Source organism: Marinospirillum minutulum DSM 6287 (assembly GCF_000422325.1).
Taxonomy (GTDB): domain Bacteria; phylum Pseudomonadota; class Gammaproteobacteria; order Pseudomonadales; family Halomonadaceae; genus Marinospirillum; species Marinospirillum minutulum.
The window spans coordinates 76201-88269 of record NZ_AULO01000012.1 but is presented as its reverse complement, the minus strand read 5'-3'; the positions used below and the strand labels follow the sequence as shown (position 1 = coordinate 88269).

Annotated in this window: 13 protein-coding genes; 8 read left to right on the top strand and 5 right to left on the bottom strand. The window is 46.1% G+C overall.

The window, feature by feature from the left end; genetic code table 11:
* Nucleotides 1-18: 18 nt before the first annotated feature.
* The 5 genes from H571_RS0107415 to H571_RS0107395 all read right to left on the bottom strand — a co-directional run bounded on the left by H571_RS0107415 (nucleotide 19) and on the right by H571_RS0107395 (nucleotide 4974).
* On the bottom strand, nucleotides 19-1164 hold the full coding sequence (locus tag H571_RS0107415; RefSeq protein ID WP_027848746.1) for an aminotransferase class V-fold PLP-dependent enzyme: 1146 nt from the start codon (nucleotides 1162-1164) through the stop codon (nucleotides 19-21).
* A gap of 13 nt (nucleotides 1165-1177) precedes the next feature.
* Nucleotides 1178-1657 (bottom strand): Fe-S cluster assembly transcriptional regulator IscR, encoded by a 480-nt coding sequence (gene iscR, locus H571_RS0107410; protein WP_027848745.1) that lies wholly within the window; start codon nucleotides 1655-1657, stop codon nucleotides 1178-1180.
* Between the two features lie 54 nt (nucleotides 1658-1711).
* On the bottom strand, nucleotides 1712-3304 hold the full coding sequence (locus H571_RS0107405) for an ABC-F family ATPase (protein WP_027848744.1): 1593 nt from the start codon (nucleotides 3302-3304) through the stop codon (nucleotides 1712-1714).
* A gap of 99 nt (nucleotides 3305-3403) precedes the next feature.
* Complete coding sequence (gene cysE, locus H571_RS14605) at nucleotides 3404-4204, bottom strand: serine O-acetyltransferase (RefSeq protein ID WP_084482740.1); 801 nt, start codon at nucleotides 4202-4204, stop codon at nucleotides 3404-3406.
* Complete coding sequence (locus H571_RS0107395; RefSeq protein ID WP_027848743.1) at nucleotides 4204-4974, bottom strand: RNA methyltransferase; 771 nt, start codon at nucleotides 4972-4974, stop codon at nucleotides 4204-4206. The genes cysE and H571_RS0107395 overlap by 1 nt, the downstream gene beginning before the upstream one ends.
* Nucleotides 4975-5074: 100 nt before the next feature.
* On the opposite strand from H571_RS0107395, the gene H571_RS15530 reads away from it, so the two are divergent.
* The 8 genes from H571_RS15530 (at nucleotide 5075) to H571_RS0107355 (ending at nucleotide 12054) form a co-directional block, all read left to right on the top strand.
* Nucleotides 5075-5854, top strand: coding sequence for an inositol monophosphatase family protein (locus H571_RS15530; protein ID WP_027848742.1), 780 nt, complete (start codon nucleotides 5075-5077; stop codon nucleotides 5852-5854).
* Nucleotides 5855-6045: 191 nt separating this feature from the next.
* The gene (locus H571_RS0107385) at nucleotides 6046-7044 is read left to right on the top strand and encodes an iron ABC transporter substrate-binding protein (RefSeq protein ID WP_027848741.1); all 999 of its coding nucleotides are present in this window, start codon (nucleotides 6046-6048) and stop codon (nucleotides 7042-7044) included.
* 78 nt (nucleotides 7045-7122) lie between these two features.
* Entirely contained in the window at nucleotides 7123-7920 is a 798-nt protein-coding gene (locus H571_RS0107380; protein WP_027848740.1) for a DUF3450 domain-containing protein, read from the top strand.
* On the top strand, nucleotides 7920-9299 hold the full coding sequence (locus tag H571_RS0107375) for a MotA/TolQ/ExbB proton channel family protein (RefSeq protein WP_027848739.1): 1380 nt from the start codon (nucleotides 7920-7922) through the stop codon (nucleotides 9297-9299). Before H571_RS0107380 ends, H571_RS0107375 begins: the two co-directional genes overlap by 1 nt.
* The gene (locus H571_RS14595) at nucleotides 9296-9742 is read left to right on the top strand and encodes a MotA/TolQ/ExbB proton channel family protein (protein ID WP_051168220.1); all 447 of its coding nucleotides are present in this window, start codon (nucleotides 9296-9298) and stop codon (nucleotides 9740-9742) included. The genes H571_RS0107375 and H571_RS14595 overlap by 4 nt, the downstream gene beginning before the upstream one ends.
* Before the next feature lie 34 nt (nucleotides 9743-9776).
* Nucleotides 9777-10184, top strand: coding sequence for an ExbD/TolR family protein (locus H571_RS0107365; protein WP_027848738.1), 408 nt, complete (start codon nucleotides 9777-9779; stop codon nucleotides 10182-10184).
* A 32-nt stretch (nucleotides 10185-10216) separates the two neighbouring features.
* A complete protein-coding gene (locus H571_RS0107360) occupies nucleotides 10217-10864 on the top strand; it encodes a TonB family protein (protein WP_027848737.1) in 648 nt (215 codons plus the stop codon).
* Nucleotides 10861-12054, top strand: coding sequence for a tetratricopeptide repeat protein (locus tag H571_RS0107355; RefSeq protein WP_027848736.1), 1194 nt, complete (start codon nucleotides 10861-10863; stop codon nucleotides 12052-12054). Before H571_RS0107360 ends, H571_RS0107355 begins: the two co-directional genes overlap by 4 nt.
* Nucleotides 12055-12069: the final 15 nt, after the last annotated feature.

Sequence of the window (12069 nt, the reverse complement as noted above, 5' to 3'; positions counted from 1 at the left end):
GTAACTTTTTAGACGCGACTAACTTTTTAGGCGTTCTAAGGCTTGATTCAACTGCTGACCGGCAAGGGCTGCTTGCTCTAGCGTCAGGTAACGACCAAAACTAAAACGAACTGAACTGAGTGCAACTTCTCGACTTAAACCCAAAGCAACCAGCACATAAGATGGATCAATACTGGCTGCATTGCAGGCAGAACCAGTAGAAACGGCCAAATTAGGCAAAGCCATCATCAGTGTTTCTGCTTCTACGGTTGGAAAAGCTAAATTCACTATTCCCGGCCAGTTACTGGTATTTTCTGCTGTTTGTACAAATAGGGCTGGGTTAAGCTGCTCTAAAAAAGTAGCCCGACACTGGGTAATATGACCCTTGTCTGCCGCCATTTGTTCCCCAGCCATTTGAGCCGCCAATCCTATACCCACTAGCTGATGGGTTGGCAAAGTACCAGAACGCATACCCCGCTCATGCCCACCACCATGAATCAGCGCTTCTAGGTGAACAGCAGGCTGCCGACGCACATAAAGCGCACCCACACCCTTAGGACCATAAAACTTGTGCCCACTTAGCGATAATAAATCTACCTGCAACTGGTTAACATCTATGGGCAGTTTGCCAGCCGCTTGGGCTGCATCTACATGAAAAAGTGCCGAATGGCTTTTTAATAGCTCGCCTATTTCTGCAATAGGGTTCACCGTACCCAGCTCGTTATTCACCAACATTAACGACACCATTAAAGTGTTTGGCGTTAAAGCTTGGGCAACCTGCGCAACCTCTATTAGCCCTTGGCTGTTGGGCTTTAAATAAGTAACTGAATAGCCCTCTTTTTCTAGCCAATGGCAGGTATCTAATACCGCCTTATGCTCTAAAACAGAGGTAATAATGTGCCGCCCTTTATCGGGGTTGGCTCTGGCTGCACCAATAATGGCTAGGTTGTTGGCTTCGGTTGCGCCTGAAGTCCACACAACCTCTCGTACATCAGCACCCAACAAGCTGGCAACCTGCTGGCGGGCTTTTTCTACTGCCTGCTCTGCTTGCCAACCTGCTAGGTGTGAACGAGAGGCAGGGTTAGCAAAGCAACCATCAAGCGTTAGGTGTTTAGCCATTAACTGGGCAACTTCAGGCGCTACAGGTGTGGTAGCGGCATAATCTAAATAAATTAAGGAAGGCATTTTAGGCAACTAGTTACACAGCGGTCAGTTGAATTTCATCTTTAGCAAGGTTTGCAGCAGCCTGTTTAGCAGCTTTTTGCGAGCGTTCTAAATGCTCTTTAGTAACCAGCTCTGCTAGGGTGATATTGCTTAAAAACTGATGAATTTGGTCGGATAAATCACACCACAAATTATGCGTTAGGCATTTGCTACCTTGCAAACAGTCGCCCTTACCGCCACAGCGAGTAGCATCAACCGATTCATTAACCGCATCTATCACTGAAGCAACACAAATGGACTCTGGTTCACGGGCTAGCTGATAACCACCACCTGGACCACGCACACTAGAAACTAACTCGTTACGGCGTAAGCGGGCAAAGAGTTGTTCTAAATAAGATAAGGATATCTCTTGGCGGCCAGATATATCGGCTAAAGACACTGGCCCTTCTTTTGCATTAAGAGCCAGGTCTAGCATAGCGGTGACCGCATAACGGCCTTTAGTGGTCAAACGCATGACAAAATCTCCCTGACATAATTAGGTGATTTGATTATGCAAAGACCACGTGTTTTAGTCAAGTAATGACTGACTACGCAAATAATCTTCGTAAGTGCCGTTGAAATCCACTATGCCGGTTGAAGTTAATTCAATAATGCGCGTTGCCAGTGAAGAAACAAACTCACGGTCGTGGCTAACAAACAACAAAGTACCTGGGTAGTTTTCTAGGGCTAGGTTTAACGACTCTATGGATTCCATATCCAAGTGGTTAGTGGGTTCGTCCATCACCATAATGTTGGGCTTTTGCAGCATTAACTTGCCAAACAACATACGGCCTTGTTCACCACCTGAGATAACACCAACTTTTTTGTCGATTTCCTTTTGAGAAAAAAGCAAACGACCTAAAGTGCCACGTATCACCTGCTCGTCATCACCCTCTTGACCACAAGCAGCCATCCATTCATAAAGCGTGACAGGTTCGGCAAATTCATGGGCGTGATCTTGAGCGTAATAGCCTAGGTTGGCATTTTCTGACCACTTCACCTTACCTTGGGTTGGCTCTAATTCACCGACCAAGCATTTAAGCAGGGTAGACTTACCTATACCGTTAGGGCCAATAATGGCAATGCGCTCACCTACATTCACTTGCAGGTTAAAGTCACGAAAAAGCTCTTCATCAAAAGACTTAGACAAACCTTCCACTTCTAAAGCAATACGGTGCAGCTTCTTTTCTTGCTCAAAACGTATAAAGGGGTTTTGGCGGCTAGAAGGCTTAATTTCATCTAGCTGAATTTTATCTATCTGCTTAGCGCGTGAGGTTGCCTGCTTAGATTTAGACGCGTTAGCCGAAAAGCGACTTACAAAGGCTTTTAAATCTGCAATTTGGGCTTTTTTCTTGGCATTGTCGGATTGCATCTGCTCACGTGCTTGGGTAGAAGCAGTCATGTATTCATCGTAGTTGCCGTGATACAAACGCAGTTCACCATAATCCATATCCGCCATGTGCGTACACACACTGTTTAGGAAGTGGCGGTCGTGCGAAATAATAATCATGGTGCAATTACGCTGGTTCAAAATGCCTTCTAACCAACGAATGGTATTAATATCCAAGTTGTTGGTCGGTTCATCTAACAGCAGAATTTCTGGGTCAGAAAAAAGCGCCTGCGCCAAAAGCACTCGCAGTTTAAAGCCGGGTGCTATTTCGCTCATTAAACCAAAGTGCTGCTCTACAGGAATGCCCACACCAATCAGCAATTCACCGGCACGCGATTCAGCGGTGTAACCATCCATTTCAGCAAACTCGCCTTCAAGTTCGCCAGCACGAATACCGTCGGCTTCGGTCATTTCAGGGTTAGAATAAATAGCATCCCGCTCTTGCTTCACCTTCCATAACTCATCATGCCCCATAATAACTGTGTCGATAACAGTAAATTCTTCATAGGCAAATTGATCTTGGCGCAGTTTACCTAGGCGCTCATTAGGGTCTTTAGAAACATTGCCTGCGGTTGGCTCTAAATCGCCACCCAGAATTTTCATAAAGGTGGTTTTACCCGAGCCATTGGCGCCGATAAGACCGTAGCGGTTACCGTTACCAAATTTAACGGATACATTTTCAAACAGTGGCTTAGCGCCAAACTGCATGGTGATATTTGCAGTGGTTAGCAAGGGAATTTACTCAATTAGTAGTGAAAGAATTAAAAAGATAGGAAAACTGGCGGCGCATTATGACACAGCGCAGCCAGTTACCGAAACGGACTCGAGGGTTTAAGTCTTGCACTCATCTGTTTTATCTTCTAAATCAGAAAAGTCATCTTTTGGAAGCTCTGGCATTTGCTCTGCTTTGAAGTTTTGATCTAAACGCTGCAAAGCCTGACACATTTTATCCATACGACCATCCATTAAATACAGGTGATCTAACAAACCACGAATGGATTTAGCCACTGGGTCGGGCATTTCTTCGCTAATACCATAGGCATCAAACCCATAGCGTTTTTGCGCGGCGGCTCTTAGCTCTGGGTCTACCTTAATGCCTTCTTCTGGTTCATCTGGCTGGCTGCGTAAAACAATACGCCCCGGAATACCCACTACCGTAGCACCGGCAGGTACGGCTTTATTCACCACCGCATTAGAGCCAATTTTAGCCCCTGCACCCACCGTAAAAGGACCTAAAATTTTAGCACCAGCACCCACAATAACCCCATCTTCTAAGGTGGGGTGACGCTTGCCCTTATTCCAGCTAGTACCACCTAGGGTAACACCATGATAAAGCGTGACATCGTTACCAATTTCTGCGGTTTCGCCTATCACCACCCCCATGCCATGATCGATAAAAAAGCGGCGACCAATTTTAGCGCCTGGGTGAATTTCTATACCCGTAAACCAGCGGGCAAAGGTTGAAAGCCAGCGGGCTAGCCATTTAGCACCTTTATTCCACAGCCAATGGTTGCAGCGATGGAATAACAAGGCATGTAAACCTGGGTAGGTGGTAAGCACCTCAAACCAGTTACGTGCTGCTGGGTCACGCTTGAACACGCTGGCAATATCTTCACGAACTTGCTTAAACATTAGTGACTCTCGGATGATTTTCTAGCGGCTTTTTGCGTAGCGGTTAAAATACCACGCAGCATATTTACTTCCATAGTATCAGGCCTTGCTCGCATATAAAGGCGGCGCAAACGGCTCATGAGTTGCCGAGGTTTATTGGGGTCGTGGAAGTCAATTTCAATTAGAGTATTTTCTAGGTGCTCAAAGAAGTGTTCTAACGCCTCACCGCTGGCAAAAGGCACATCCCATTCTGTACCAAAGGGCTGCTTTTCATTTGGCAGGTTTTTTTCTTCTGCACTAAGCACTGCCATACGCAACTCATAGGTAAGCACCTGCACGGCAGCAGCAAGGTTTAAAGAACTAAAATCTGGGTTGCAAGGAATATGCACATGCAAATGGCACAGGTGCAATTCTTCATTGCTTAAACCCCTATCTTCTCGCCCAAATACCAAAGCAATGCGGTGCTGGGTATGGGTTAATTCTTGCTCTAGCCTACCAGCTAATTCACGCGGGTTTAATAACGGCCAAGGCAAATGGCGTGAACGCGCACTACTACCAGCAACCAAGGTGCAGTCGGCAACGGCATCTTCTAAGCTTTCATAAATAGTTGCGTTATCTAAAATATCGGTAGCACCCACACTACGCAAAACCGCTTCAGGGTGAGGAAACTGCGCACGGGGTGCAACCAAGCAAAGCTCGGCAAGCCCCATGTTTTTCATAGCACGGGCAACACCGCCAATATTGCCCGGATGGGAGGTGCCTACCAGTACTATTTTTATTGCCTTAAGCATAATTTTTCTCTGCAAATACGGGTCGCGCAGCTTGTTATTACGCGAAAAGGGTCTATCATACTCCCCCCAAACGTTCCTTAACAATTATGATCGGTGAAGTATGCACCCAACTATCCAATTGGCCCTACGTGCTGTGCGTAGTGTTGACGAGCATTATGAATACGTTGCTGAGCGTTTAGACTTAGCACGCGTTGACAATACTGTTGCAGAATTACTTAATAACTGCGGTTGGCGTGTAGAGCAAGCACTAGAGCGGCAACTCGTTAGAGCCCACCCAGATGCTTCATTTCAAGGTCGTAATATTCAGCTAAGTGGTAGCGGCGATATGACTTGGGCAGTTAACCCACTGCTAGGTTACGAAAACCTTGGCCGCGCCTACCCAGCTTATGGCATTTCTGTTGCCATTTATCTTAAAGAAAAACTAGAACACGTAATTATTTTTAACCCTGCTACCGAGCAAGAGTTTATTGCTAGCCGTGGTCGTGGTGCTACGCTTAATGGCAGGCGCATACGTGTTACTTCTGGTTGGAAAGCCGAAAAAGCCACCCTTGCCTTCCCTTTTCCTGCTGCCAAACTGCGCGAACAGCTCTTACCTGTATATGCCAATTTAGTGCCTAACTTGGGCGTTAAAGATATGGTTGCTAGCGGTTGTACCGCTTTAGATATTTGCGCCATTGCTGCAGGCCAGTTAGATGCGGGTATCTTTTTAGGAGCAGATGAAGCGGAACTAGCCCCTGCTTTATTGGTGTTAAAAGAAGCTGGCGGTTTGTACGGTGATTTAACCGGCGCACCCGCTTTAGATAAAGAAGGGCGTTTATTAGTAACCAACCCCAAGGCTTTTCGTCAGTTGGTGGGTCAGCTAAAACCACATTTAATTTAAACCCTAAGCTACTAGCAGTTTTAAAAATCCCGCTTACTCAAAGTTTGCGGGATTTTTTTTGCTGATCTTGTTGATTTTAAACAAGCTGCGACTCTTGCAGTTGGGTATAGTTATCATTTACAATGACTCTAAAGATGATAAAGAATCTCATTACCAACCAAATCACCAAGACCCAATTTAAGGAATGCCTTATGCGTAAAAACCTCTTTGCTCCCCTAGCCATTATTACTAGCTTGCTAGTAGCGCCTGTTGTTTCTGCTACTTCCCTAACGCTTTATTCTGGCCGTGGTGAATCCATGGTTGAACCCATTCTTAAAGAATTTGAAAAAGAAACCGGTATTGAAGTGAATGTTCGCTATGGTGCTACTGCCCAGTTAGCGGTTCTTCTACAAGAAGAAGGTAAGCGTAGCCCTGCGGATGTGTTTTGGGGGCAAGATGCCGGCGCTATGGGTGCGGTTAGCCAAGCAGGTTTACTTGCCCAGTTGCCTAGTGATATTTATGAAAACCTACCGGGCATTTATAAAAGCGTAACCGGTAACTGGATAGCTACTAGCGGTCGTGCACGTTTGTTTGTTTATTCTTCAGAGCGTGCACCTAGCGCAGAGCACCCTAACAGTGTTTTTGACTTAACTGCTTCACAGTTTAAAGGCCGTGTCGGTTGGGCGCCAACGAATGGTTCTTTCCAATCTTTTATTACTGCCATGCGTGTTGAACAGGGTGAAGAACGTACCCTTGAATGGCTCAATGCTATGAAAGCTAACGGCGCTAAAACCTACCGCAACAATGGTACTCAGTTAGAAGGCATTGCTGACGGTGAAATTGATTACGGCTTGGTGAATAACTACTACCTACCCCGCTTTACTAAGGTAGATGCCAAATTCCCTGTTAAGCAAGATTTCTTTAAAAATGGTGATATCGGTAACCTAATGAATGTTGCCGGTGCAGGTGTGCTTAAATCGAGCAAGAAACAAAAGAATGCGGTTGAGTTATTACGCTTCTTAACCTCTAAGCAGGCACAAGAATACTTCGCTCTTGAAGTGAATGAGTACCCAGTTATTCCTGAGGTTTCTCACAGCAGCGATGGCACTAGCTACGAAAAAGCACTAAAAGCTAGCCCAAGTATTGACCTAGATAAGTTAAACGACCTAGAAGGCACTTTAGCTTTACTAAGACGTGCTGGCCTTATTTAAGCTTACTTTCACTTTTAATCAGTAACACTTCTACGAGCTAGCTTACTGCTAGCTCGTATTCTAATCGGATTACCCAAGATGAATAATAAACTTGCCAGCCTAGGTGGTGCGCTTACTCTAGTGCTATTTTCTGGGCTACTTCAAGCTCAACCTGACGCATCGGCTAGACAAGTTGAAGCCTCTAGCCAACAGCTGGCGATTAAAATTCAGCAGCAAGTAGAAAAATTAGATGCCCAACGCCAAGCTGATTTTCAAGAATGGCGACAGGTAAGACGTGAACTGCTGTTATTAGAAGCTTATAACCAGCGTCAGTCGCAATGGAATCAACGCCTGCAAGAACAAATTACTAGCCTAGAAGAACAGCTAGCCAGCCTAGATACCACCCGTGAAGCCTTAGAACCCTTGCTGCAACAAATGGCTGAACGCTTGGGTGAATTTATTCAACACGACCTACCTTTTAGACAAGATGAACGCCTATTTAAAGTGAAGTCTTTAAGCAGCCTGCTAGCAAGAGTCGATGTAAGCCATGCTGAAAAGCTACGTCAGCTATTAACTGCTTATCGCAATGAGGTTGAACAGGGTCGTTCCTTAGAAGTGAGCCGTGAGTTTTTACAACTAGGTGATGCCAAAGAAAAACAACGCTTAACCCTGCTGCGTGTGGGTCGTATTGGTCTTTATTATTTGTCTGAAGATGAACAAAAAGCGGGCTACTGGTCGGCAGAAAAAAACACCTGGTTAGCTTTAAATTCTAGCCAGCGCCAGCAAGTAGTTCGTGGTTTAGCCCTAGCTGAAGAAAGAGGTTTACCAGAATTTTTAACCCTACCGCTTTCTGTGCCTTTACGCACGACTGCCTCTACTCGCTTGGAGGCTAACTAATGAAAAACTTACCTTTATTAAGCATTCTTCTGTTAACTTTTTTATTAGCCACTAGCGCTACTGCACAAAGCTTGCCTGAAGATTATTGGCAAGAATTATTAGAACAAACCCAGCATAAAAGTGTTGAACGTAAGCTAGCCGAAGAAGCCCGTTTACAACTCAACAGCCAAGAAACTCAAGCTCAGGCCCAAGCCCTTGCTGAAACCAAGCAAGCTTTAAAACTGGCCGAACAGCGCCGTACTCAGTTAGAAAGTGAACAAGAGCAATTAGAAGCGCAACTGCAAGAAACTCAGCAGCGTTTACAAATTCGTTCCACCGCTTTGGGTGAAGTGTTTGCTGTTTACCGTGAAGAAAAATCCAATTTATTTGGCTTGTTAAGCAATGCCCGTTACAGCCAGCAATACCCCGAATTATTAGCCTTTGCTAAACCTAACCCTAGTGAAGACCGCCTTCCTTTAATAGACGATTTTTATCAGCTTTGGCAGGCATTACAGCAAAGCTGGTTAGCCACGGGGCAGGTCACCAACTACACAGCACCTTGGGTCAATCTTGCTGGGCAAGTCGAAGATTCACAGCTAACCCGCTTAGGCGATTTACAGTTAATGAACGCTCAAGGGGTGCTGCGCTTAGGTGACCAAGCCCTGCCTTCTTTATGGTTAAGGCAACCCACCAGCCTAGTGAAAACCAATCAAGCTTTTATTGCTGGCAAAAGCCCAAGCGTCACCCTAGACCCAGCCCGTGGGCTAACACTAGAACTACATAGTCGTCAGCCTTCTTTATTAGAGCGAGTTAAGCAGGGCGGCTTTGTTGGTTATTTAATTATTATTCTTGGCTTGGCGGGTTTATTAGTCGCCTTTATTCAATCCCTGCGTTTATGGCTGGAACAGCAGCGTGTTGTTAAGCAGTTGGCTAAACCAGACGATTTACAAAAGCAGAATGCTTTAGGCCGAATTTTGTCGGGTATGAATAGTGCTAGCCAGCAACAAGAAGCGACTGCGCCCGAAGCCTTAGAAGCTAACCTAGATGAACTTTTGGTTAGAGAAGCTGCTGCTTTAGAAAAAGGTTTAGCACTGGTAAAACTGCTTGCAGCTATGGCTCCGCTGTTAGGTTTACTTGGCACAGTAACTGGCATGATAGCTACCTTCCAAGCCATTACTCTGTTTGGTACTGGCGACCCTGCCATGATGGCTTCGGGTATTTCGCAAGCCTTAGTAACCACGGTATTAGGTTTGTTAACCGCTGTGCCGCTGCTTTTAGCTCACCTATTATTACAAGGCCGTTCACGCAAATTGGCTAGAATTTTAGAAGCCGAAAGCTCTGCTTGGTTAGCTAAGCTGCTTAACAAAACACCAGCCGCCAGCAAGGAAGCCAAGGCATGACAGGGTTTGTAACCCTAATGCAGCAGGGCGGCCTAATTATGTGGCTGCTCTTTATAGTGGCTTTGCTGCAAATTTATTTATTTATGCAACGCTGGCTAACCTGGCCTAGCCTAAACTGGCTGCCAACCGCTAGCAGCCAAAGGCCGCAGCTACTAAGACGTGCCGAACACTTGTTGGCTTTAAATCAGTTAGAAAAAGGCTTACCACTACTTAAAGCCTTGGTGGTGATTACACCGCTCTTAGGTTTAACCGGCACAGTTACCGGCATGATGTTGGTTTTTGATGGTTTAAGTTTAGGTGAAGCTGCCGACCCACGCCGTTTATCGTCTGGCATAGCCCGTGCCATTTTGCCAACCTTTGCGAGCATGGCAGTGGTTTTGTTGGGGATGTTTTTTCTTAGCTTTTGGCAGCGTAGGGCACGTAAAACCCTTCAGGGTCATTAAACAAGCGTGTCATTAAATTCTTTTGGAGCTATTCGTGCGTAGAAGCAGCTTATTAAATCAAGAGCAGGATGATACCGAAGTTAACCTAACGCCCATGCTGGATGTGGTGTTTATTCTGCTGATATTTTTTATTGTCACCACCAGCTTTGTGCGTGAAAGCGGCATTGAAGTCGACCCACCCCAAGCCTCCACGACTGAAGTGCAATCCCAAGCCAGTATTCTAGTTGCCATTACTAGCGAAGGGGATGTTTGGGTCGATAGACAACCATTAGCTTTAAGTGCGATTGGCCCAGTGGTGGCTCGCCTACAAGCGGAAAGACCCCAATCCAGCGTGGTTATTCAAGCCGATAAAGCTTCTCGCTCTGGCCGTTTGGTGGAAGTAATGGACAAGCTGCGCCAAGCGGGTGTGGATAAAATAGCTTTGGCCGCTCAGAAGCCTTAGCGCCTGCGGCTAAGTATTAAAAGGTAAAAATCATGTTATCGCCACGCCTCATGCCCCTTATTGTATTCCCTCTAGCCCTAGTTTTATCGCTAGGTTTGTTTGCTGGGTTAGGCTGGATTATTCAAGGCCCTAGCGGCAGTTTAGGTGAAAAAAATCCACGCCTAGCTTTAAACTGGGTGCAGCTAGCTGGCGAAACAGAAGTAGAAACCCTTAAACCACCACCACCGCCTCCCCCACCGCCACCACCCGAAACTCAACAGCAATCGACCAGTAGCAGTGCCAGCCGCAGTGAATTTGCTATTAGTGATGCCAGCGATGCTTTAAATCTGCCACTACCAGCGATAGATACTGGCCTAGATGCCACTGCCGCACCTAGCCTGCAAAACTTAGGAATAGATTCCAGTGCCGATGTGCCGGTTTACCGTGAAGCACCTCGCTACCCACGCCAAGCCATGGCAAGGCGGCAAGAAGGTTGGGTAGAACTGGCTTTTGAAGTGGATGCCGAAGGCAAAGTGTTAGCAGACACTATTCGTGTATTAGATGCTGAACCCAAGCACCTATTTGAACGTGCCGCCCGCCGTGCCATAGCTCGCTGGCGTTTTGCTGCCTATGAATTAGGTACAGGAAATAACCGCCAACTTAGGCAGCGTTTAGAATTTCGTTTAGAGGGCAACCAATGAAGCAGTTAATTCTAGCCAGTTGCTTGCTTTTTTGTCTTAGCATTTTCACAACAGCCCAAGCAGAAAGCGTGGCGCTTACGCCTAGCCAATATCAGCAGCTACATAAAATTAATGAAGCACTCGCCAATGATGCCCAAGACGAAGCCCTTAACTTGGGTGAAGCCTTGTTTAAACAACCGCAGGGAACACCCGAGCAGCAAGCCTTTGTGCGTGCTTTTGTGGCAAGGGCATTAGTGCAGGTTTATCAGCAACAAGATGCATCTAAAAAGGCTTTAGCCCTACTGCAAAAAGTTCTGCAAGAAGAGGCTGAACAATTAGACTTACCCAGCCTACAAGCCGTGCGTTGGCTAGCCGTGCATCTTTTAACCAGCGACAGCCAGTACCAGCCAGCACTTAAACTGCTAGAAACTTGGTGGCAGGATGAAGAACAACCCAGTGCCGAAGCTAACTATTTAAGAGCAGCACTTTTAGCCCAGTTAGAAAAATGGCCAGCAGCAGAACCTTGGTTATTAAATGCCTTAGAAATTCGCCAGCCCGATTCTTGGTTAAGCCTAGGTGTGGCTATTTTTCAGCGCCAAGAAAAATGGGCAAGTGCGGCTGAATTACAACATAAGCGCCTAGTGTTAACGCCAGAAAAACAACCGCTTTGGGGACAGTTAGCCCAACTGCAACTGTTAGCAGGGCAAGATAAACCAGCCCTAGTCACCCTAGAGTTAGCGCAAGAAAAAGGTTATTTAAACGCTAGAGAAGAGGTGCAGCTAGCCAGACGTTTATTAGCCGACCAGCAACCTTTAAGAGCAGCAACCATTTTTGAAGCGCAACTAGCTAACCAGCCAGATAACCTAAAGTTAAATAAATTAGCAGCTCAGGCTTGGCTGCAAACCAGCAATAAACCATCCACCCAGCAAGCGTTAGAAAGGCTAGCAAAACTAAGCCAAGCAACCCATGATTGGCGGCGTTTAGGTGAATGGCATTTTAATCAAGGCAACTGGCAAGCCGCTATAGATGCATGGCAACCCTTAACCAAGCAGTTGGAAGGTAAGCAGCAAGCAAGATTAGAACTGTTAATTGCCAATGCTTATATAGAAATGCAGGCTTATGATTTAGCCAAGCCACTACTTGAAAGCCTACTAGCCAGCAATGAAGCCGACACAGCCAAGCAATGGCTAAACTACTTGAAAGCGCTTTAGATTTTCTCTTGTTGC